A 22,316-nucleotide genomic window follows, 5' to 3' on the forward strand; every position below is an offset into this window, starting at 1 on the left:
ATGTTGCGCCGAGCAAGGGATCCAACTTTGTGCTTAATCCTTTCCGGCAATCAAGCAATCGCTAGTTAGTACGAACGTTTATAGTTTCAAGCTGTTGCGCGCCGCCTGTATGTCGTCGGCGCTTGCCTGATAAACGTCGGCCTGGCCGGCGTAAGAAAGTACATAAGCCTTGTCTGTTTCCACGGCTACTACCAATGTTTGGGATAAAACGTGTCGACCGTTTTCGGTCACCGTGCAGGTTGTCTCCAAGCCAGTCAATGAAGCCAGTGCCGCCGGATGAATTCGGTTGCAGACGCTCTGGTAGCCGCTACGAAAGAAATCCTTTTGGATGGATTTGCGCATCTCCTGCAGCACGCCTTGCAAATTGACCTGATGCCCCGCCTCTACTTGGGTCGTGGTCAACTCCATCACCATTACCTGATTACCGTCGGCATCGTGTTTCACCGCTCTTTGTCGCGAGACTGGCGGCGCGGTGTCTGGCAACGCCTCGATCTCCCAGCCCGCCGGCCAAATGATGCTGGGTTCGGCCATGACAGGGAAAGCCACAGCCGACGACAAGGCAAAACAAACAAACACGGGATTAAACAGTCGGATCATTGCCGGACGCACTCGTAGACAGAAGGCAAAGTCTGAGCCCCGCCCTCGCGCAGGGCAAGCCCGCGTTGCATTTGGCGATGCCGGCCGGCATGCGTATCATTGCGCCCATTCACTCGCCCATTGTTATTGGAGGGCCCATGAGCCTCAACGAACTGAACACTTTTCCAGGCGTGACTGCCACGCCAGACAGCGCAACCCGCAACTTCGTGTTCAACCACACCATGCTGCGCGTGAAGGACATCACCAAGTCGCTGGATTTCTACACCCGTGTGCTGGGTTTCTCGCTGGTCGAGAAGCGTGATTTCCCGGAAGCCGAGTTCAGCCTGTACTTCCTCGCTCTGGTCGATAAAGCGCAAATCCCGGCCGATGCCGCTGCGCGTACCGAGTGGATGAAGTCGATCCCCGGCATTCTCGAACTGACCCACAACCACGGCACCGAAAACGATGCCGACTTCGCCTATCACAACGGCAACACCGACCCGCGTGGCTTCGGCCACATCTGCATCTCTGTGCCGGATATCGTCGCTGCATGTGCACGCTTTGAAGAGTTGGGCTGTGATTTCCAGAAGCGTCTGACCGATGGCCGGATGAAGAGCCTGGCGTTCATCAAGGATCCGGATGGCTACTGGGTCGAAATCATTCAGCCTGCGCCGCTGTAACTGACGATATAAATCCATCGTGGGAGCGAGCCTGCTCGCGAAGGCGTCCGTTCAGCCAACGTATCGTTGAATGACAATCCGCTTTCGCGAGCAGGCTCACTCCTACACATGGATTTGTGCCAGGCATAAAAAAACCCATGATCGCTCATGGGTTTTTTCATTTCAGGCCTGAGGCTTACGCCGGTGCCGAAGTCCGGATCAAGTGATCGAACGCACTCAGCGAAGCCTTGGCGCCCTCGCCCACTGCGATCACGATCTGCTTGTACGGCACAGTCGTCACGTCACCTGCTGCGAAGATCCCCGGAATCGAAGTCTCGCCACGGTTGTCGACAATGATCTCGCCGCGCGGCGACAGCTCGATGGTGCCCTTCAGCCAATCGGTGTTCGGCAGCAGACCGATCTGCACGAAGATGCCTTCCAGCTCAACCGCGCGCAATTCCTCAGTCGTGCGGTCCTTGTAGCGCAGACCGTTGACCTTCTCGCCATTGCCGGTGACTTCAGTGGTTTGCGCACTGGTGATCACGGTGACGTTCGGCAGGCTGTGCAGCTTGCGCTGCAACACGGCGTCGGCACGCAGTTGTACGTCGAATTCCAGCAGCGTTACGTGCGACACGATACCGGCCAGATCGATGGCTGCTTCAACGCCGGAGTTACCGCCGCCGATCACCGCCACGCGCTTGCCCTTGAACAGCGGGCCATCGCAGTGCGGGCAATACGCCACGCCCTTGTTGCGGTACTCCTGCTCGCCCGGGACGTTCATTTCGCGCCAGCGTGCGCCGGTCGCAAGAATCACGCTTTTGGCTTTCAGAGTTGCGCCACTGGCGAAGTGGACTTCGTGCAGCTCGCCGTTCTTGCCCGGGATCAGCTTGTCGGCACGTTGCAGGTTCATGATGTCGACGTCGTACTGCTTGACGTGTTCTTCCAGCGCCGTGGCCAGTTTCGGCCCTTCGGTTTCCTGCACGGAAATGAAGTTCTCGATGGCCATGGTATCGAGCACCTGACCGCCAAAGCGCTCAGCCGCGACACCGGTGCGGATGCCTTTACGTGCGGCATAAATAGCCGCCGAAGCACCGGCCGGGCCACCACCAACGACCAGCACATCAAAGGCATCCTTGGCGCTGATCTTCTCGGCCTGACGCACGATGGCGCCGGTGTCGAGTTTGGCGAGAATTTCTTCCAGGCCCATGCGGCCCTGGCCGAAGTTTTCACCGTTCAGGTAGATGCTCGGTACGGCCATGATCTTGCGATCGTTGACTTCGTCCTGGAACAGCGCGCCGTCGATGGCGACGTGGCGAATGTTCGGGTTGAGCACGGCCATCAGGTTCAGCGCCTGGACGACGTCCGGGCAGTTCTGGCAAGACAGCGAGAAGTAAGTCTCGAAGGTGAATTCGCCTTTGAGCGAGCGAATCTGCTCTATCACTTCAGCACTGGCTTTCGATGGGTGGCCGCCGACTTGCAGCAGCGCCAGCACCAGCGAGGTGAATTCGTGGCCCATCGGGATGCCGGCAAAACGCAGGCTGATGTCGGCTCCGGGGCGATTGATCGAGAACGATGGCTTGCGGGCATCGTCACCGCTGTCGATCAAGGTAATCTGGCTCGAAAGACTGGCAACGTCTTTCAGCAGGTCCAACATTTCACGGGATTTCGCACCGTCGTCGAGGGATGCAACGATCTCGATCGGTTGGGTGACCCGTTCCAGGTACGATTTCAACTGGGCTTTAAGATTGGCGTCCAACATACGGGCGATTTCCTTTATTTGAGGCGAAAAAAAGCCCGAGCGAATCTCGCCCGGGCATTTTTATTGGGCGGTGCAGCTAACTTAAGAAGGTGCGGCGTGCCGCCCTGCGTTGCATGTCACAGACTTAGATCTTGCCGACCAGGTCCAGCGACGGAGCCAGAGTGGCCTCGCCTTCTTTCCACTTGGCCGGGCAAACTTCGCCTGGGTGTGCAGCGACGTACTGAGCAGCCTTGATTTTGCGCAGCAGCTCGGAAGCGTCACGGCCAACGCCGCCATCGTTCAGTTCAACGATTTTGATCTGGCCTTCAGGGTTGATCACGAAGGTGCCACGGTCAGCCAGACCAGCTTCTTCGATCAGCACGTCGAAGTTGCGCGAGATGACGTGGGTCGGGTCGCCGATCATGGTGTATTCGATTTTGCCGATGGCTGGCGAAGTGTTGTGCCAGGCAGCGTGAGCAAAGTGGGTGTCGGTCGAAACGCTGTAGATTTCCACGCCCAGCTTCTTGAACTCAGCGTAGTTATCGGCCAGGTCTTCCAGCTCGGTTGGGCACACGAAGGTGAAGTCGGCTGGGTAGAAGAACACAACGGACCACTTGCCTTTCAAGTCAGCATCCGAGACTTGAACGAAGTCGCCGTTTTTGAACGCGGTAGCTTTGAACGGTTTTACTTGGCTGTTGATGATAGGCATCGATGACTCTCCGTCAGGGGTTATGAAGTTGATGGGTGAATCCTACCCACTCACTCGACGGAAGGCTCATTGGCAAACCTGATACTGCTGATTTGTTTTCGCTATTAGCTGGCTGTATTAATAGAAGAAAACGATCTCTACGGTTGATCCAGTTTATCCATAATCCGAGCCATTCCCTGGAATGGGCTGACCTCAACATAGCGCATGGCGGATTTCATGTCTTTCCAGCCGACGTAACTCATCAGCGATTTAAGATCCCAGCCGCTTTGATGCGCCCAAGTGGCAAAGCCACGCCGCAGCGAATGACTGGTGTAGTTCGCGGCGGCAATCCCGGCGCGCTGCAAGGCCTGGCGCAACAAGGGAATGATGCTGTTGGCGTGCAAGCCCTCCTCGCTCAGATTGCCCCAACGATCAATGCTGCGGAATACCGCGCCGCGCACCAGCGCCGCCTCCGTGATCCAGTCGATGTAAGCCTGCACCGGACACAGCTTGAGCAGCGCCGGGGCCTGATAGGTCTGCCCGAGGTTTTCCCGGTCGCCCTTGCTGCGCGGCAAATACAAAGTGATGCCCTTGCCAGCACTCGCCTGCACATGCTCGATCTGCAAACGACATAACTCATCGCTGCGAAAGCCGCGCCAGAAGCCCAGCAAAATCAGCGCGCGGTCCCGATAAGCCTTGAGCAAGGTCGGGCGATCCTGTTCTTGCCGCGCGGTGTGCGCTTCCTGCTCCAACCAATCGATCACGCGTTGCAAATCCTGCAGTTGCAACGGCTCGGCCTGTTTTTCCTGTGCCGGATGCAGAGCACGAATGCCCTTGAACACCTTGCGCACCACTGGCGCCTTTGTCGGATCGGCAAAACCCTGACTGTTGTGCCACTGCGCCAGTGCCGACAGACGCAGCTTCAGAGTGTTGATCGACAGCACGCCAGCGTGCTCCACCAGATAGCGCGCAACGCTGTCGGCAGTAGCCGGGAGAAATCCGCCCCACGTTACCTCGAAGTGCTCAATGGCCATGCGATAGCTGCGGCGGGTGTTGTCCCGCGTGGCGGCTTGCAGATATCGATCGATGTCACTCATGGGCAGTTTTCTCGCTGGCGTACGGGTTCAGACATGCAGAGGCGCATTTTGCCGCCTGACATTGGGTAATACCAGTATATCCCGCCTGTTTTATTTCAAATGTTTACCTATATTTTCAGCATGGTACACTGCGTACTTTAGTGGCATGTACCACAGTACGTAACCGTAGGAGTTCACATGGCCCGTGGCGGCATTACCAAAGCACTGGTGCAAATCGCGCGCACAGCGATCCTGGCTCGCGGCGAACACCCAAGCATCGATGCAGTACGCATTGAAATGGGCAACACCGGCTCGAAAACCACGATCCATCGCTATCTGAAAGAACTGGATGACGGCGCCCAACCAATAGAAGCGTCAGCAGAGCCGATCGATGACGAACTGACCGCTCTGGTTTCTCGCCTCGCCCAGCGCCTGAAAGAACAGGCTCAGGAGCCCATCGAGCAAGCCCGCGAACAGTTCGAGGAGCAACGCGAAGCACTGGAAACCGAGCTGAAACAGGTTCGCCAGGCGCTGGAAAAAATCGAACACGACCACGACATTCAGGGCGCCGCCCTGCAACGCGAATCCGAAGCGCTGAGCAACACCCGCTCGATGCTGCAGACCGAACAGACGCGCAACGCCGGTCTCAACCAGGCATTGGCCGACTTTGAATTGCGCTTGCAGGACAAGGACGAGCAGATCCGCTCACTGGAAGAAAAACACCTGCACGCACGCGATGCGCTGGAGCATTACCGCAACGCGACCAAGGAACAGCGCGAGCAGGAACAGGCCCGCCATGAGGGGCAAATCCAGCAGATCCAGGCCGAACTGCGTCAAGCGCAGCAGAGTGCGCTGGTGCGTCAGGATGAGATCACTCAGCTGCACCGCGACAACGAACGCCTGCTTACCGAAAACCGTGGCACCCAGCGTGAGCTGAACTTGTTGCAGGATCAGCTCAAGCAGAGCAATCAGCGTCAGGATCAATTGCTTGAGCAGGCGACGCGCATGGACAGCGAGCGCACCCTCCTCCAGGAACGTTTGCGCGTGGCGACACTGGAAAGCCAGGCACTCAAGCAGAGCGTAGACGAGCAGACGCAGCTCAATCAGTCACTGGAAAAGGAATTGCTCAAAGCACAGGCGAGCCTTGAGGACAGCCAGCGTCTGGCGGCTGCCGTTGCGGCAGCCCCAGATTCGACCAAAGCGAAGGACGCTTAAGCGCTGACCGGCGTGCGCATGGTCACAAACTCTTCGGCAGCCGTCGGGTGCACCCCGATGGTGTCGTCGAAGTCGCGCTTGGTCGCGCCGGCTTTCAAGGCGATCGCCAGACCTTGCACAATCTCGCCAGCGTCCGGGCCGACCATGTGGCAGCCAAGCACCTTGTCGGTCTTGACATCGACTACCAGCTTCATCAGGGTTTTCTCCTGACAGTCAGTCAGGGTCAGCTTCATCGGCCGGAAGCGACTTTCGAAGATCACCACTTCGTGGCCAGATTCGCGCGCTTCTTCTTCGCTCAAACCGACTGTGCCGATGTTCGGCAGGCTGAACACGGCGGTCGGGATCATCTTGTAGTCCACCGGGCGGTATTGCTCCGGCTTGAACAGACGCCGCGCCACAGCCATGCCTTCGGCTAGCGCGACCGGTGTCAGCTGCACGCGACCAATGACGTCGCCCAGCGCCAGAATCGACGGCTCGGTGGTTTGATACTCGTCGTCGACTTTGATGAAGCCCTTATCATCGAGCTGAACATCGGTATTTTCCAGGCCCAGATTGTCCAGCATCGGACGCCGACCGGTGGCGTAGAACACGCAATCAGCTTCGAGCACGCGACCATCCTTGAGCGTCGCTTTCAAGCTGCCGTCAGCCTGCTTGTCGATGCGTTCGATGTCGGCGTTGAATTGCAAATCGAGGCCACGCTTGGTCAATTCTTCCTGCAGATGCTTGCGCACCGACCCGTCGAAACCACGCAGGAACAGATCACCGCGATACAGCAGCGTGGTGTTGGCGCCGAGACCATGGAAAATCCCGGCGAACTCGACCGCGATATAACCGCCGCCAACCACCAGCACACGCTTGGGCAGCTCTTTGAGGAAGAACGCCTCGTTTGAACCGATTGCGTGTTCGTGCCCTGGAATTTCAGGGATCTGCGGCCAGCCGCCGGTGGCGATCAGAATGTTCTTGGCCGTGTAGCGCTCGCCATTGACCTCAACCTCGTGCGGCCCAACGATTTTCGCGTGCGCCTCGTGCAGGGTCACACCGCTGTTGACCAGCAGATTGCGATAAATACCGTTGAGGCGATTGATCTCGCGATCCTTGTTGGCGATCAACGTGGCCCAGTCGAAGTTGGCTTCGCCCAGGTTCCAGCCGAAACCGGACGCCTGTTCGAAGTCCTCGGCAAAATGCGCGCCGTACACCAGGAGTTTTTTCGGCACGCAGCCGACGTTGACGCAGGTACCGCCCAGGTAACGGCTTTCGGCCACCGCCACTTTCGCCCCGAAACCGGCAGCAAATCGCGCAGCGCGCACACCGCCGGAACCGGCACCAATCACATAAAGATCAAAATCGTAGGCCATTTCTATCTCCTCGGCAGGCCATCAGCATACCCGCAGTCATCCATTGGGCAAGCACTGCCATCCATATAAGGGCGGAAAATGAAAAAGCCACCCGAAGGTGGCTTTCTTTTGCAGACGAGGCAGATGCTATTAGTAAGCCTTGCCAGTCTTGTAGAAGTTTTCGAAGCAGAAGTTGGTCGCGTCGATGTAGCCTTCAGCACCACCGCAGTCGAAACGCTTGCCCTTGAACTTGTAGGCCATCACGCAGCCGTTCTGGGCCTGCTTCATCAGGGCGTCGGTGATCTGGATCTCGCCGCCCTTGCCTGGCTCGGTCTGTTCGATGAGGTCGAAGATGTCCGGAGTCAGGATGTAGCGACCGATGATCGCCAGGTTCGACGGCGCATCTTCCGGCTTTGGCTTCTCGACCATGCTGTGCACGCGGTAGATGTCGTCGCGGATCATTTCGCCAGCGATCACGCCGTACTTGTTGGTTTCCTGCGGATCGACTTCCTGAATGGCTACGATCGAGCAGCGGAACTGCTTGTACAGCTTGACCATCTGGGTCAGCACGCCGTCGCCATCGATGTTGACGCACAGGTCGTCCGCCAGGACCACGGCGAACGGTTCGTCACCGATCAGCGGACGGCCAGTCAGGATCGCATGGCCCAGACCTTTCATTTCGGTCTGACGGGTGTAGGAGAACGAGCACTCGTCCAGCAGCTTGCGGATACCGACCAGGTATTTTTCCTTGTCGGTGCCCTTGATCTGGTTTTCCAGCTCGTAGCTGATGTCGAAATGGTCTTCCAGAGCACGCTTGCCACGACCGGTAACGATGGAAATTTCCGTCAGGCCCGCGTCCAGTGCTTCTTCAACGCCGTACTGGATCAGTGGCTTGTTTACCACCGGCAGCATTTCTTTAGGCATGGCTTTGGTCGCTGGGAGGAAGCGAGTGCCGTAACCGGCTGCTGGAAACAAGCATTTCTTGATCATATAAGTCCTTGAAAAGGCTGTGTGTACGAGTTTCGGGGCAGTCTAATCAGGCGGCGTGCGCCTTACAATGCCCCGCGCTGGCTAACCGATGCCAACATAGAGAAATATTCGCGCGGATAGTTCCTTGCGGTTTTTTCAGCGGCGAATTCAGCGTAGCTCAAGATCCGGGCAAACTGGATCACCATACGCTTATCGGCCCCCAATGCGCGCATTTGCCGCTATCATGGCGGCTTTGAACCAGCGAACGAGAAAGACCAGATGGCTGCGGTAAAAATCATCAACGGGTATGTGATCGACAAGAAAGACGGCAAGTGGACGCTGACCACCACCAACGGCGAACACATCGCCGGGCCTTTCGACAGCGAGCAGATGGCGACGGATGTCGCCTCGGTGTTCACCGATACACCTGCTTCTTCCAAGCGCCGTGGCAAGGATCAGGACTGATCCTGTCAGCACTTGCGCCAAGCCCTGCCAGCACGCAGGGCTTTTTTGTGCCTTGTTGGCAAACAAGTGGCCAATCGCTATAACCTTTTCATCGCGGCGCTGTCAGAGCATCCAGTCCCCCACTTGAAGATCACGCAACCATGAACCTGAACAAACTGCAGCCGCTCTTCGCGGTACTGGTACTCAGCGGCTGTGCCACCTCGCAGCCGACCTATCTGAATAATGGCGAACAAGGTCTGAGCATCGACTGCTCGGGCGAAGCCAACTCCTGGGCCATGTGCTACGAAAAGGCCGACGCCTCTTGCGCAGGCACCGGTTATCGCATCGTCGGCACTGATGGCACACCGGCGCCGAAGGAAGATGATAAAACCCTGGGCGTTGACGTTGGCAACTACAAGACGCGCAACGTCGTGGTCGTCTGCAAGTAAGCCTTACATGTGGATTTCGGCGAATTTGATCCCGAGGCCACGGACGACCTCGATCAGATCATCGAGCCGATTGAAGGACTCGACTTCGTCATTGTCATCCACCAAAAAGTAGCTGCGACCTGCACTCTTCTTGAAAAACACGATCCATTCACCGGGATTCGCCGGGTTCTGGATGACATGGGTGGCAGAGATAAGGCCCTCTGCGTGGCGCTCCCGCACATGCTCTCGCTTCATCGCGACTCCATAAATGACAATGCCGCCACAGCAGGACTGTGACGGCATCGGGTGCTGATGTTCGCTAGTCTATCAGCCGGAAATACAGGCGTTCGCGGCTTTCTGCACATCGTGAGGGCGAACCGGCACATTGGACATGCGTTCATGCAGCTTGATGCTGCTGCCGCCGGCGCGATCTTCGATATCAAACACGGCTGCCGGGCCTGAAGAAAGCTTGCCCGGGACGATGACTCGTACTCCGTCTTTCTGCGGCTGCACCTGCAACGCACCACGACTGTCAGCGAGCTTGTCGGTCAGACACTGCGCATACTCCTGGGGCTTTTTGCCGGAGATCACGCTCATGGTTGGCAGCGTTTCATTGATTTCGGAAACATTTGCACAACCGGCCATCGCCAGAATCAACGGCACACACACCACACCCCACTTCATATGAATCCTCCGTCAAAGACCGTCCGACAGCACAAATGCCACTTTTCTCCGGGGCCTTGTGCATTTAACCCGCCTGCCATGGCGAAGTTCTGTTCAAAATTTGTCAAAGCAACGCCCGACGGCCAGATAATAACCCGTGCGGGCTGATAAACTGCGCCCATCGACAAGCTATCGTTTTGATTTAGTAGAAAAAGCCCTTCTTGAGGCGCCCATGAAATTCATTCACCAGCGCGAACACCTCAACGAAGACGACATCGTCGTCATCCAATGCTCGCAGATGTGCAACATCCGTTTGATGAACGACGCCAACTTCCGCAGCTTCAAAAACGGCGGCCGTCACACCTACCACGGCGGCGCGTTCGACACTTTCCCGGCGCGTATCACCGCGCCGAGCACCGGCTTCTGGAACATCACCATCGACACCGTCAACCGCCGCGCAATCAGCGTGACTCGCAAGCCGACGCTGACCCACTCGATCAAGATCATCCGTCGCTCCAGCACTAAACTGAGCTGAGACGCACAGCCTATTCTGAAAGGGAAACATGACCGTGGCGCAAAAAACCAAATACGTCATCAAGTACAAACTGGACGGTGAACAGCGTTTCGAATTCGCTGAACTGGAAACCGGCACTGACGAGGAAGCGAAAGCGGCGCTGAAGAAAATGCACGCTGACGAAGAACTCAGTGACATCAAGGTCAGCAAAGCGCTGTAACCGAATCATGCAACCGACCACGTTTGACCTGTTCGCCGACAACGAACCCGTACAGCAAGCCCGCGCCGAGCAGATCGGCGAACAATCGTGGGTGCTGCGCGGATTCGCCTTGCCGCAGGTCGAGCAACTGCTGACCGAGCTCGAAGCCATTCTTGCCGCCGCCCCGCTACGCCACATGGTCACGCCCGGCGGTTTCAGCATGTCGGTTGGCACCAGCAGCTGCGGGCAGTTGGGCTGGATCACTGATCGCAGCGGTTACCGCTATTCCAGCGTCGATCCTCTCAGCGGCTTGCCGTGGCCATCGATGCCGGCGGTGTTTGCCGATTTGGCCCACGAGGCGGCGAAACGCGCCGGCTTCCCGGATTTTCAGGCCGACTCCTGCCTGATCAACCAATACGTCCCCGGCGCCAAGATGTCGCTGCATCAGGACAAGGACGAAAAGGGTTATGCCGCGCCCATCGTTTCGTTGTCGCTGGGGTTGCCGGCGATGTTTCTGTTTGGCGGTTTTGAACGCAGCGATAAAACCCGGCGCATCCCGCTGCTGCATGGCGACATGGTGGTCTGGGGCGGCGTGGACCGTCTGCGCTATCACGGCGTGCTGCCAGTCAAACCCGGCCATCACCCGCTCTTGGGCGAACGCCGCATCAACATCACCTTCCGCGTTGCTGGCGATCAGTAAAAGTTTGACCGCAAGGCGCGGAGTGTCGCGGGTTACGATGCTGGTTAACCTGAATCAAACAGGTCAACGGATTCCCTCTCATGGACACGCTTTCGAAGACGATCAGCATTGAAGACGATCCACGCTGGGCCGCTGTGATGGCGCGCGATCCGCGTGCGGACGGGCAATTTGTCTACGCGGTGAAAACCACCGGCATTTACTGCACACCGAGCAGTCTTGCGCGTTTGCCGAAACCGCAGAATGTCGAGTTTTTCGATACCGCCGAATTGGCTGAAGCGGCGGGATATCGGCCAAGCAAACGCGCTAGTAAAGATCAGAGTGATGCGAAGCATGCAGTGCTCATTGCCGCAGCCTGTCGGCAGATCGAGGCGTCCGAGACGCTGCCGGCGCTCAACAGCCTCGCGGCGGGCGCTGGCCTGAGCCCTTTCCATTTCCACCGGCTATTCAAAGCCGCAACAGGCCTGACGCCCAAGGCTTACGCCACCGCGCAACGTTCGCGCAAGCTGCGTGCGCGCCTGGCGGACGGCGGTTCGGTGACCGATGCGCTGTATGACGCCGGTTTCAACTCCAACAGCCGCTTCTACGCATCAGCCGATCAACTGCTGGGCATGAAGCCCACCGACTACCGCGCCGCCGGGCAAAACAACGACATCCGCTTTGCCGTCGGGCAATGCTCGCTCGGGGCGATTCTGGTGGCGCAAAGCGAACGGGGAATTTGCGCGATTCTGCTGGGAGACGATCCGCATCAACTGGTCTGTGATCTGCAGGATCAGTTTCGCAAGGCCAACCTGATTGGCGCCGACCGCGATTTTGAACAGTTGATCGCCAGCGTCGTCGGCTTTGTCGAAGCACCGGCGAAAGACCTGAACTTGCCGCTGGATATACGCGGCACCGCGTTTCAGGAGCGCGTCTGGCAGGCGCTGCGGGAGATTCCCGCAGGCCGCACCGCCAGTTACGCCGAGATCGCGCAACGCATTGGCGCGCCGACTTCGATGCGTGCGGTGGCCCAGGCTTGCGGGGCCAACCGCCTGGCGGTGGCGATTCCCTGCCACCGCGTGGTGCGCAGCGATGGCAACCTTTCCGGCTACCGCTGGGGCGTCGAGCGCAAACGCCAATTGCTTGAGCGCGAACTCAACGATTGACGTCGACCACCACTCTGCCCCGCAGTTGCCCGGCGAGCAGTTTGGGCGCAGCCTCAAGGGCTTCGCTCAAACTGATTTCTTGACTGATCAGTTGCAATAAAGAGAAATCCAGATCCCTGGCCAGTCGGTCCCAGGCCTCGATACGGCGTGCTTTGGGCTGGGTCACGCTGTTGATTCCAGCCAGCGTCACGCCGCGCAGAATGAACGGCGCTACCGAGGCCGGGAAATCCATGCCTTGCGCCAACCCGCATGCCGCAACCACGCCTTCCGAACGCGTGCTGGCGCAAGCGTTGGCCAGTGTATGGCTGCCGACCGAATCGACCACCGCCGCCCAACGTTCCTTCGCCAATGGCTTGCCCGGTTCGGACAAGGTGGCGCGGTCAATGATTTCTGCGGCGCCCAATTGCTGCAGGTATTCATGCTCGGACACACGGCCCGTAGACGCCACCACCCGATATCCCAACTTGCTGAGCAAGGCGATGGCAAAGCTGCCAACCCCGCCGTTGGCGCCGGTGACCAGCACTTCGCCCTGATCAGGTGTCAGGCCATGACGCTCCAGCGCCAGAATGCACAGCATCGCCGTGTAGCCGGCCGTGCCGATGGCCATGGCTTGCGCCGGGGTGAAAGCTGCGGGCAGTGCAATCAGCCAGTCGCCATTGAGCCGGGCCTTTTGCGCCAGGCCGCCCCAATGGCTTTCGCCGACGCCCCAACCGTTGAGCAACACCCGATCGCCCGCCTTGAAATCCGCATGCAAGCTGGACTCGACAGTCCCCGCCAAATCGATCCCCGGCACCATGGGAAACTTGCGCACCACCGGGCTGCTGCCGGTGATCGCCAGGCCGTCTTTGAAATTCAGGGTGCTGTACGCGACGTTCACGCTGACGTTGCCTTCGGGCAGTTGCTGCTCATCGATTTGCTGCAGATTGGCGCGATAACCGCTGTCGTCTTTGTCGATCAGAATGGCGTTGAACATGACGGCCCCTCGAAGATGATTGGAAAAAGCATGCCTTGAAATAGCACATCGCAACACATTGCCACACTCGACTTTGCGCTAACGGCTCGATCAGCCGGGTAAATCCACGGCGGGCGGCTATGCTTTTTCGACGGTTGTGTTTTCCCGGTTGCGCCTTGCAAACCGGTGTGTCGATGGAGCTGACGATGCCTTTCCTGAGCGTTTTACCCTCGTTGCTGATGTTATGTCTGCTGACACTTGGCAATGCCTGGGCAGCCTCACCGGCGGCAAAACCGCACACGGCGCCAAGCGAGCCGACATGGCCGCAGGTGATCAGCAGCGGCAACAGCAAGCTGACGGTGTATCAGCCGCAGCTCGACAGTTGGGACGGCTATACGCTCAATGCCCGCGCGGCGGTCGAAGCCACGGCTGCCGATGGCAAGTCCACCTACGGCATCGTCCAGTTCAGCGCTCATACCCTCGTCGACAAGGCCACTCGCTGGGTCGCGCTCGATCAGTACAAAATCATCAAGGCCGATTTCCCCGCCGATGCGAAACAGGCCGAAACATGGCTCGCCATCCTGAAAAAAGATGCCGAGAGCCGCAAGAAAACCATTTCACTGGATCAGCTGGAAGCAGCGGTTGGGGTGCTCAACGCTGAACAGAAAGCCGACCGCGCGCCCTTGGAAAACACGCCGCCGACCATCGTCAGTTCCGACCGTCCGGCAATCCTCGTATACATCGACGGCGAGGCGGCCTATCGGCCGGTTGAAGGAACGGAGCTGCAACGGGTGATCAACACGCGCCCACTGCTGCTCAAGGATGCCCAAGGCAAACATTACCTGCACGTATTCGACGGCTGGATGGTTGCCGATCAATTGGCCGGCGATTACACGCGCCTCGCTGCACCGCTGGCCAGTCTGGAAAAAGCCAAACAGGCGGCGATCAAGAGTCGCCAGGTGGACCTGCTCACCGGGCAAAGCGATCCGAAGGACAAGATTCCCAGCCTGGCCAAGCCGCCGCAGCCGAAAATCTTCATCGCCACCACGCCAACGGAACTGTTGGTGACCGACGGCGCCGCGCAATGGCAACCGATTCAGGGCACCAGCCTGTTGTACGTGAGCAACACCACCGGGCACATCTTCAAGGAAATCGGCGACCAGAGCAGTTACGTACTGATCTCCGGGCGCTGGTTCCGCGCCAGCGACATGAGCGGGCCATGGACCTTTGTCCCGGCAGACAAGCTGCCGGCCGACTTTGCCAATATTCCTGACGACAGCGCCAAAGAGAACGTCAAGGCCTCGGTAGCCGGCACGCCACAGGCACAGGAGGCGGCCATTGCGGCGACCATCCCGCAGACCTCGGCGATCAAGAAAAGCGCGGTGAAGATGACGGCGCCGCAATTTGACGGTGAGCCGCAGCTCAAAGCGATCAGCAATACGCCGCTGCAATACGTGGTCAACAGCGCCACTCCGATTATTCGAGTCGATAACGACAGTTGGTGGGCGGTGGAGAACGGCATCTGGTTCAGCGCCACCTCGCTGAACGGGCCGTGGAGCGTGGCCACCTCAGTGCCAGCGGTGATTTATTCGATTCCTCCCAGCTCGCCGATGCACTACCTCACGTACGTGAAGGTTTACGAATCCAGCGGCGATACCGTGGTGGTCGGCTACACGCCGGGGTATCAAGGCTCGACGCTGGACCCGGCGACTGGCGTTGTGGTGTACGGCACCGGTTATCCGTATACGCCGTGGGTCGGCAGTGTCTGGTACGGGCCGCCGGTGACTTATGGTTTCGGCGTCGCGATTCGTTACACGCCTTGGACTGGCTGGACCTTCGGCTTTGGATTCGGCTGGAGCTGGGGCGGCAGCACCGTCGCCATGGGCTGGGGTTGGGGCGCCTATCCGTGGTGGGGAAATTACGGCTGGGGCTACGCGTGGGGTCCGCGTCTGTACCCGGCGCCGCTGGCCTGGGGTGGCGCAGCCTACGGTTATCGCGGCGGCGCGGTGGCCTGGGGTCCGGGTGGCTGGGCCGGAACCACCGGCAATCTTTATCATCAGTGGGGTGATCGCGCGACGGTCAGCCGTTATGGCGCCGGCTACAACGCCTGGACCGGCAATCGCTGGGCCGGTCAGGTTGGCGCCTCGTACAACTCGCGTACCGGCATTGCCGCCGCCGGGCAACGTGGCGCGGTGCACAACGCCTACACCGGCAACTACGCTGCCGGGCGCAGCGGCGTGGCAGTCGGCCCGAACGGCGGCGCCATCGCCGGAGAACGGGTTAGCGCTGGCAACGTTCGCAACGGCACTCACGTCAGTGCCAATCGCGGCGCCGTTTACAACCCCAATACTGGCAACACCAAGCAATACGGCGGTATCCATGGCCGCGACGGCGGCGCTGCGCGGGTCGGCGATAACGTTTATGCCGGGCGCGACGGCAACGTCTACAAGAAAACCGACAACGGCTGGCAGTCCGTGGCCGGCAGCGGTGCCAACCGGACCAGACCCGCGAACAACAATGCGCAATTGCAGAATCTCAACCGCGAATCCGCCGCACGTAATCTCGGCAATCAGCGCACGCACAACTTCAACCATTCTTCACAAATGATGAACCGTTCGTTTGGCGGTGGCGGAGGATTGCACCGACGCTGAAAAACTGCACGTAATGTTCAGAATTTCAGACTGGCTCCGCAGCCGGTTTTGCTGCTAAAAACCGAATGCCGTCCCTGCCCGTTTCATCGTTCGGAGAATCGCTATATGAGCCAGTGGCCAGACACCCGCATCCTTGATCTTCTCGGAATCGAACTGCCGATCATCCAGGGCCCGATGGCCGGCGCGACCAATTCTTCGATGGTGATCGCGGTGTGCAACGCTGGCGGCCTCGGTTCGATGCCGGCGGCGATGCTGAGCATTGAGCAGTTGCGCGAAGAACTGAAAACCATACGCCAGCACACCACCAAGCCATTCAACGTCAATTTCTTCTGCCACCAGCCACCGGCGCCTGATGAACAGCGCGCCCGTGACTGGAAAAACCTGCTCGAACCTTACTACCGCGAGCTGGGTGCCGATTTCGAGGCACCGACGCCGGTGTCCAACCGTGCACCGTTCGACGAAGCCGCGTGCGCCGTGCTCGAAGAGTTCCGGCCCGAAGTGGTGAGCTTTCATTTCGGGCTGCCGGAAAAATCTTTGCTCGATCGGGTCAAGGCTACAGGAACGAAAATCCTTTCGTCTGCCACCACGGTCGAAGAAGCGATCTGGCTGGAGCAGCACGGTTGCGATGCGATCATTGCCATGGGTTATGAGGCCGGTGGCCATCGCGGGATGTTTCTCAGCGATGATCTGAGCACGCAGGTCGGCACTTTCGCCCTGGTGCCACAGGTGGTCGACGCGGTGCAGGTGCCGGTGATTGCAGCCGGGGCAATCAGCGATGCCCGGGGTGTTGCAGCGGCGTTGATGCTCGGCGCCTCGGCGGTGCAAGTCGGCACGGCATATCTGTTCACGCCGGAAGCCAAAGTCAGCGCCTCACACCACAAGGCCCTGCGCACCGCCAAGGAAAGCCAGACCGCGATCACCAACATTTTCACAGGGCGTCCGGCGCGAGGCATTGTCAATCGGGCGATGCGTGAGCTCGGCCCGATGTCGGCGCAGGCGCCGGCTTTTCCGTTGGCCGGCGGTGCGCTGACGCCTCTAAGGGCCAAGGATGACGCGGACTTTGCCAATCTGTGGGCCGGTCAGGCGTTGACGCTGGGCAAGGACATCGGCAGCGCTGAACTGACCCGGCAACTGGCCGAGGGCGCACTGGCGAAACTGCACCTTCGTTAAATTCATGGGGCGAGCGGATTTATTCCCTCGCCACTTGGCGGCGTATCGCTATATATTTCCGTATACAGCGATTGCGCCCGTGTATCGGCGTTATCCCAATCCAAGCACGTACCGCCGATCACGGAGCCTTTACATGACACTTGCTGCCACACGCTTGGCCCCTGCCTGCCTCGCCTCACTCCTCGCACTATTCAATATCGGCGCCGCGCAGGCTGACGAAGTACAAGTGGCGGTCGCCGCCAATTTCACCGCGCCAATCCAGGCCATCGCGGCCGACTTCGAAAAAGACACCGGCCACAAACTGGTCGCTGCTTACGGCGCAACCGGCCAGTTCTACACCCAGATCAAGAATGGCGCGCCCTTCGAAGTGTTCCTCGCGGCTGATGACACCACGCCAGAGAAACTCGAAAAGGAAGGTGAGACCGTCCAGGGGTCGCGCTTCACCTACGCCATCGGCACCCTGGCAGTGTGGTCAGCGAAAGACGGCTATGTCGATGCTCAAGGCGAAGTACTGAAAACCAATCAATACCAGCACCTGTCCATCGCCAACCCGAAAGCCGCGCCGTACGGGCTCGCCGCCACTCAGGTGCTGGAAAAGCTCAAACTGACCGACGCTACCAAGGCGAAAATCGTCGAAGGCCAGAACATCACCCAGGCCTACCAGTTCGTCTCCACCGGCAACGCCGAATTGGGCTTTGTGGCGCTGTCGCAAATCTACAAGGACGGCAAAGTCAGCAGCGGTTCGGCGTGGATTGTCCCGGCCGCCCTGCATGATCCGATCAAGCAAGACGCGGTGATCTTGAACAAGGGCAAGGACAGCGCCGCTGCCAAGGCCTTGGTCGATTACCTCAAGGGGCCGAAAGCCGCTGCGGTGATCAAATCCTTTGGATATGAACTGTAAATGTCGCTGACCAGCGCCGATTTCGCTGCGATCTGGCTGACCCTGAAACTGGCGTCGCTGACCACCGTGATTCTGCTGGTGATCGGCACGCCGATCGCGTTATGGCTGTCGCGTACCTCGTCGTGGTTGCGCGGCCCGATCGGCGCGATCGTCGCCCTGCCGCTGGTGCTGCCGCCGACGGTGATCGGTTTTTATCTGCTGTTGGCACTGGGGCCGCACGGTTTTCTCGGTCAGTTCACCCAGTGGTTGGGGCTGGGCACGCTGACGTTCAGTTTCACCGGGCTGGTCATCGGTTCGGTGATCTACTCCATGCCGTTCGTGGTGCAACCGCTGCAAAACGCTTTCTCGGCGATCGGCACGCGCCCGCTCGAAGTCGCAGCGACCTTGCGCGCCAATCCCTGGGATACGTTTTTCAGCGTGATCCTGCCACTGGCGCGCCCCGGCTTCATCACCGCAGCGATCCTCGGCTTCGCCCACACCGTGGGTGAATTCGGCGTGGTGCTGATGATCGGCGGCAACATTCCCGACAAGACCCGCGTGGTCTCGGTGCAGATCTACGACCATGTCGAAGCGCTGGAATATGCCCAGGCGCACTGGCTGTCCGCGGCGATGCTGATGTTTTCGTTTCTGGTGTTGCTGGCGTTGTATTCCAGCCGCAAAACCCGCGCAGGCTGGAGCTAATCGATGATTGATGTACGCCTGAAGCGCACTTATCCGGGGTTCGAACTGGATGTCGATCTACAAGTGCCGGGCCGGGGCGTCACCGCGCTGTTTGGCGATTCCGGCTCCGGCAAGACCACCTGCCTGCGCTGCATCGCCGGGCTGGAGCGCGCAGAGCATGGTTTTGTGCAGATCAATGATGAGGTCTGGCAGGACAGCGCCAAGGGCGTTTTCGTCGCACCGCATAAACGTGCGCTCGGCTACGTATTTCAGGAAGCCAGCCTGTTCCCGCATCTATCGGTGCTGGCCAATCTGGAGTTTGGTCTCAAACGCATCGCCAAGTCGCAACGCCGGGTCGATATGAACCAAGCGACCGAACTGCTCGGCATCGGCCATTTGCTCGAACGTCATCCACCGCATCTGTCCGGCGGCGAACGGCAGCGTGTCGGCATTGCCCGTGCCCTGCTGACCAGCCCGAAATTGCTGCTGATGGACGAACCACTGGCGGCGCTCGACAGCCGGCGCAAAAGCGAAATCCTCCCGTACCTGCAACGCCTGCATGACGAACTGGATATTCCGCTGCTGTACGTCAGCCACGCCCAGGATGAAGTTGCGCGTCTGGCCGATCATCTGGTGTTGCTGCGTGATGGCAAAGCCCTCGCCAGCGGCCCGATCGGCGAGACCCTTGCGCGCCTTGATCTGCCGTTGGCGCTGGGCGATGACGCCGGGGTGATCATCGAAGGCCAGGTCAGCGCCTACGACGCCACCTATCAATTGCTCAGCCTGCAACTGCCGGCTACCGAAATGAACATTCGCGTCACCCATGCGCCGATGGCCGTGGGCCAGGCCCTGCGCTGCAAAGTGCACGCGCGCGACATCAGCCTGGCGCTGAACAATGATGCAGCCAGCAGCATTCTCAATCGCCTGCCGGTTACGGTGATCAGTGAACAGGCGGCTGACAACAGTGCTCACGTGCTGATCCGCCTGGACGCGGGGGGCACGCCGCTGCTGGCGCGGATCACCCGCTACTCGCGTGACCAATTGGCCGTGCATCCGGGTCAGCGGCTGTGGGCGCAGATCAAGGCGGTGGCGGTGCTCGCGTAAATCATTCGGCACGACGGCCAGCGGCTGCGGTCAATGCAGTTACAGACTGCCGTATGACCGAAGGAAGCCGCCATGCCCGATACCGTGCTGACAGATGCTCTGCCCGCCGACCTGCATTACGTCGATGACACTCAGCCTGGTATCACCCGCAAGAAACTGCGCGGCAAATTCGTCTATTTCGAACCGTCGGGCCAGCGCATCACCGACGCGGACGAAATCAAACGCATCAACGCCCTTGCGGTACCACCGGCCTACACCGACGTGTGGATCTGCGCCGACCCGTGCGGTCATTTGCAGGCCACCGGCCGCGATGCACGCGGGCGCAAGCAATACCGTTATCACGCGCGCTGGCGTGAAGTGCGCGACGCCGACAAATACTCGCGCCTGCGCGACTTCGGCCTGGCCCTGCCCAAACTGCGGCGCCAGCTCGAGGCGCTGCTCGATAAGCCGGGCTTCAGTCGTGACAAGGTCATGGCGACGGTGATCACCTTGCTCGACGCCACGCTGATCCGCGTCGGCAATACCCAATACGCGCGAGACAATCGCTCCTATGGCTTGACGACGTTGCGCAGCCGGCATGTCGAGGTCAATGGCAGCGCGATCCTGTTCCAGTTCCGTGGCAAGAGCGGCATCGAGCACCAGATCACGGTCAAGGATCGGCGTCTGGCACGTATCATCAAGCGCTGCCTTGAAATTCCCGGGCAGAACCTGTTTCAGTATTTGGATGAACACGGCGAGCGGCACACCGTTACCTCTTCCGACGTCAACGCTTACCTGCAAAAGCTCACCGGCGCGGCGTTTACCGCCAAGGACTACCGCACCTGGGCGGGCAGCGCGTTGGCGTTGTCGGTGTTGCGCGAGTTGCAGCATGAGTCGGAAACCGAAGCCAAGCGTCATGTGGTGGAAGCCGTGAAGAGCGTCGCCAAACAGCTGGGCAACACGCCGGCGGTGTGCCGCAAGTGCTACATCCACCCCGCCGTGCTCGAACACTTCATGCTCGGCGCCCTCGCCGAACTGCCCCGCCCGCGCGTGCGCAAAGGTCTGCGCGCCGAGGAAGTGGCGCTGGCGATGTTTCTCGAACGCATGTGCGAGGTGACCGAAGCTTCCTGATCGCCGATATCAGAAGCTCATCATGCGCCAGGCAACTGATCTGAGCCTGCCCCGACGCCTTCGCGAGCGAGCCCGCTCCCACATGAGGTTTGCGGGGCTGCCTTGAATTTGGGTTCCGCCGCGATACCTGTGGGAGTGAGCTTGCTCACGAAAGCGTCGAGGCAGGCGAATCATCTGTGTCTGACACATTGCCTTCGCGAGCAAGCCCGCTCCCACATGAGGCTTGCGGGGTAGCTGGCATTTGGAGTCCGCCGCGAAACCTGTGGGAGTGGGCTTGCTCACGAAAGCGTCGGGGCAGGCAGATCATCTGTGTCTGACACACTGCCTTCGCGAACAGGCTCGCTCCCACAAAGGATTTGTGGGTTGCCGGGGATGGCGGGTGTAACGCGAAACCTGTGGGAGTGGGCTTGCTCACGAAGGCGTCGGGGCAGGCAGATCATCTGTGTCTGACACACCGCCTTCGCGAGCAGGCTCGCTCCCACATGAGGCTTGCGGGGTAGCTGGCATTTGGAGTCCGCCGCGAAACCTGTGGGAGTGGGCTTGCTCACGAAAGCGTCGGGGCAGGCAGATCATCTGTGTCTGACACACTGCCTTCGCGAACAGGCTCGCTCCCACAATGGATTTGCGGGGCGCCTTGAAGTTGGAGTCCGCCGCGAAACCTGTGGGAGTGGGCTTGCTCACGAAAGCGTCGGGGCAGGCAGATCATCTGTGTCTGACACACTGCCTTCGCGAGCAGGCTCGCTCCCACAATGGATTTGCGGGGCGCCTTGAAGTTGGAGTCCGTCGCGAAACCTGTGGGAGTGGGCTTGCTCACGAAAGCGGCAGGTCAGGCGGATTATTTGCGACTGACACACTGCCTTCGCGAGCAAGCCCGCTCCCACAATGGATTTGTGGGTTGCCGGGGATGGCGGGTGTAACGCGAAACCTGTGGGAGTGGGCTTGCTCACGAAAGCGTCGGGGCAGGCAGATCATCTGTGTCTGACACACTGCCTTCGCGAGCAAGCCCGCTCCCACAATGGATTTGCGGGGCGCCTTGAAGTTGGAGTCCGCCGCGAAACCTGTGGGAGTGGGCTTGCTCACGAAAGCGGCAGGTCAGGCGGATTATTTGCGACTGACACACTGCCTTCGCGAGCAAGCCCGCTCCCACAAAGGATTTGTGGGTTGCCGGGGATGGCGGGTGTAACGCGAAACCTGTGGGAGTGGGCTTGCTCACGAAAGCGTCGGGGCAGGCAGATCATCTGTGTCTGACACACTGCCTTCGCGAGCAAGCCCGCTCCCACAAAGGATTTGTGGGTTGCCGGGGATGGCGGGTGTAACGCGAAACCTGTGGGAGTGGGCTTGCTCACGAAGGCGTCGGGGCAGGCAGATCATCTGTGTCTGACACACTGCCTTCGCGAGCGAGCCCGCTCCCACATGAGGTTTG

General features: G+C 59.6%; 23 protein-coding genes. 14 read left to right on the forward strand and 9 right to left on the reverse strand.

What is annotated here, in order from left to right; genetic code table 11:
- Window positions 1–78: 78 nt before the first annotated feature.
- Window positions 79–597 (reverse strand): DUF4946 domain-containing protein, encoded by a 519-nt coding sequence (locus tag ACZ0AZ_RS23710; RefSeq protein ID WP_129999435.1) that lies wholly within the window; start codon window positions 595–597, stop codon window positions 79–81.
- A 137-nt stretch (window positions 598–734) separates the two neighbouring features.
- Between ACZ0AZ_RS23710 and gloA the strand changes: the two genes are divergently transcribed.
- Window positions 735–1,256, forward strand: coding sequence for a lactoylglutathione lyase (gene gloA, locus ACZ0AZ_RS23715; RefSeq protein WP_039762746.1), 522 nt, complete (start codon window positions 735–737; stop codon window positions 1,254–1,256).
- 175 nt (window positions 1,257–1,431) lie between these two features.
- Here the strand turns inward: gloA and ahpF are convergent, their stop codons facing one another.
- The 3 genes from ahpF to ACZ0AZ_RS23730 form a co-directional block, all read right to left on the reverse strand.
- Window positions 1,432–2,994: an alkyl hydroperoxide reductase subunit F gene (gene ahpF / locus ACZ0AZ_RS23720; protein WP_039762745.1), complete on the reverse strand. Its 1,563-nt coding sequence runs from the start codon at window positions 2,992–2,994 to the stop codon at window positions 1,432–1,434.
- A 124-nt stretch (window positions 2,995–3,118) separates the two neighbouring features.
- Window positions 3,119–3,682: an alkyl hydroperoxide reductase subunit C gene (gene ahpC, locus ACZ0AZ_RS23725; protein ID WP_016774916.1), complete on the reverse strand. Its 564-nt coding sequence runs from the start codon at window positions 3,680–3,682 to the stop codon at window positions 3,119–3,121.
- A 137-nt stretch (window positions 3,683–3,819) separates the two neighbouring features.
- Window positions 3,820–4,758, reverse strand: coding sequence for a site-specific integrase (locus tag ACZ0AZ_RS23730; RefSeq protein WP_463538292.1), 939 nt, complete (start codon window positions 4,756–4,758; stop codon window positions 3,820–3,822).
- 177 nt (window positions 4,759–4,935) lie between these two features.
- Between ACZ0AZ_RS23730 and ACZ0AZ_RS23735 the strand changes: the two genes are divergently transcribed.
- The gene (locus tag ACZ0AZ_RS23735) at window positions 4,936–5,952 is read left to right on the forward strand and encodes a DNA-binding protein (RefSeq protein WP_463538293.1); all 1,017 of its coding nucleotides are present in this window, start codon (window positions 4,936–4,938) and stop codon (window positions 5,950–5,952) included.
- Here the strand turns inward: ACZ0AZ_RS23735 and gorA are convergent.
- Window positions 5,949–7,307 carry a glutathione-disulfide reductase gene (gene gorA, locus ACZ0AZ_RS23740; RefSeq protein WP_463538294.1) on the reverse strand — a complete coding sequence of 453 codons (1,359 nt, stop codon included), beginning with the start codon at window positions 7,305–7,307 and terminating at the stop codon, window positions 5,949–5,951. The genes ACZ0AZ_RS23735 and gorA overlap by 4 nt on opposite strands.
- A 129-nt stretch (window positions 7,308–7,436) precedes the next feature.
- Window positions 7,437–8,276 (reverse strand): UTP--glucose-1-phosphate uridylyltransferase GalU, encoded by an 840-nt coding sequence (galU, locus tag ACZ0AZ_RS23745; RefSeq protein ID WP_024013124.1) that lies wholly within the window; start codon window positions 8,274–8,276, stop codon window positions 7,437–7,439.
- Between the two features lie 258 nt (window positions 8,277–8,534).
- Here galU and ACZ0AZ_RS23750 point away from each other — a divergent pair, with 258 nt between their 5' ends.
- Window positions 8,535–8,720, forward strand: coding sequence for a hypothetical protein (locus tag ACZ0AZ_RS23750; protein ID WP_016774922.1), 186 nt, complete (start codon window positions 8,535–8,537; stop codon window positions 8,718–8,720).
- A 140-nt stretch (window positions 8,721–8,860) separates the two neighbouring features.
- Window positions 8,861–9,148, forward strand: coding sequence for a hypothetical protein (locus ACZ0AZ_RS23755; RefSeq protein WP_016774923.1), 288 nt, complete (start codon window positions 8,861–8,863; stop codon window positions 9,146–9,148).
- 3 nt (window positions 9,149–9,151) lie between these two features.
- Here ACZ0AZ_RS23755 and ACZ0AZ_RS23760 read toward each other — a convergent pair whose 3' ends face one another.
- Complete coding sequence (locus ACZ0AZ_RS23760; protein WP_016774924.1) at window positions 9,152–9,382, reverse strand: hypothetical protein; 231 nt, start codon at window positions 9,380–9,382, stop codon at window positions 9,152–9,154.
- Window positions 9,383–9,454: 72 nt separating this feature from the next.
- Window positions 9,455–9,811: a hypothetical protein gene (locus ACZ0AZ_RS23765; protein ID WP_071172600.1), complete on the reverse strand. Its 357-nt coding sequence runs from the start codon at window positions 9,809–9,811 to the stop codon at window positions 9,455–9,457.
- 211 nt (window positions 9,812–10,022) lie between these two features.
- Between ACZ0AZ_RS23765 and ACZ0AZ_RS23770 the strand changes: the two genes are divergently transcribed.
- From ACZ0AZ_RS23770 to ada, 4 genes are all read left to right on the forward strand, one after another.
- On the forward strand, window positions 10,023–10,325 hold the full coding sequence (locus ACZ0AZ_RS23770; RefSeq protein WP_007912251.1) for a DUF1883 domain-containing protein: 303 nt from the start codon (window positions 10,023–10,025) through the stop codon (window positions 10,323–10,325).
- 28 nt (window positions 10,326–10,353) lie between these two features.
- Window positions 10,354–10,524 carry a hypothetical protein gene (locus ACZ0AZ_RS23775; RefSeq protein WP_016774926.1) on the forward strand — a complete coding sequence of 57 codons (171 nt, stop codon included), beginning with the start codon at window positions 10,354–10,356 and terminating at the stop codon, window positions 10,522–10,524.
- A 7-nt stretch (window positions 10,525–10,531) separates the two neighbouring features.
- Complete coding sequence (gene alkB / locus ACZ0AZ_RS23780) at window positions 10,532–11,203, forward strand: DNA oxidative demethylase AlkB (RefSeq protein ID WP_463538295.1); 672 nt, start codon at window positions 10,532–10,534, stop codon at window positions 11,201–11,203.
- A gap of 80 nt (window positions 11,204–11,283) precedes the next feature.
- Window positions 11,284–12,345, forward strand: coding sequence for a bifunctional DNA-binding transcriptional regulator/O6-methylguanine-DNA methyltransferase Ada (gene ada, locus ACZ0AZ_RS23785; RefSeq protein WP_039762735.1), 1,062 nt, complete (start codon window positions 11,284–11,286; stop codon window positions 12,343–12,345).
- On the opposite strand, the gene acuI is transcribed toward ada, so the two are convergent.
- Window positions 12,335–13,318, reverse strand: coding sequence for an acrylyl-CoA reductase (NADPH) (gene acuI / locus ACZ0AZ_RS23790; RefSeq protein ID WP_129999441.1), 984 nt, complete (start codon window positions 13,316–13,318; stop codon window positions 12,335–12,337). The genes ada and acuI overlap by 11 nt on opposite strands.
- A 185-nt stretch (window positions 13,319–13,503) precedes the next feature.
- Here acuI and ACZ0AZ_RS23795 point away from each other — a divergent pair, with 185 nt between their 5' ends.
- The 6 genes from ACZ0AZ_RS23795 to ACZ0AZ_RS23820 all read left to right on the forward strand — a co-directional run bounded on the left by ACZ0AZ_RS23795 (window position 13,504) and on the right by ACZ0AZ_RS23820 (window position 20,893).
- A complete protein-coding gene (locus tag ACZ0AZ_RS23795) occupies window positions 13,504–15,948 on the forward strand; it encodes an autotransporter (protein WP_463538296.1) in 2,445 nt (814 codons plus the stop codon).
- 105 nt (window positions 15,949–16,053) lie between these two features.
- A complete protein-coding gene (locus ACZ0AZ_RS23800; RefSeq protein ID WP_463538297.1) occupies window positions 16,054–17,118 on the forward strand; it encodes an NAD(P)H-dependent flavin oxidoreductase in 1,065 nt (354 codons plus the stop codon).
- Window positions 17,119–17,251: 133 nt separating this feature from the next.
- Window positions 17,252–18,019 (forward strand): molybdate ABC transporter substrate-binding protein, encoded by a 768-nt coding sequence (gene modA / locus ACZ0AZ_RS23805; RefSeq protein ID WP_039762730.1) that lies wholly within the window; start codon window positions 17,252–17,254, stop codon window positions 18,017–18,019.
- The gene (gene modB, locus ACZ0AZ_RS23810; protein ID WP_463538298.1) at window positions 18,020–18,700 is read left to right on the forward strand and encodes a molybdate ABC transporter permease subunit; all 681 of its coding nucleotides are present in this window, start codon (window positions 18,020–18,022) and stop codon (window positions 18,698–18,700) included.
- Between the two features lie 3 nt (window positions 18,701–18,703).
- Window positions 18,704–19,783: a molybdenum ABC transporter ATP-binding protein gene (modC, locus tag ACZ0AZ_RS23815; protein WP_463538299.1), complete on the forward strand. Its 1,080-nt coding sequence runs from the start codon at window positions 18,704–18,706 to the stop codon at window positions 19,781–19,783.
- Window positions 19,784–19,855: 72 nt separating this feature from the next.
- Window positions 19,856–20,893, forward strand: a complete 1,038-nt coding sequence (locus tag ACZ0AZ_RS23820; protein WP_129999447.1) for a DNA topoisomerase IB — start codon at window positions 19,856–19,858, stop codon at window positions 20,891–20,893.
- Window positions 20,894–22,316 lie beyond the last annotated feature (1,423 nt).

It is taken from the genome of Pseudomonas sp. AC239 (assembly GCF_979258545.1).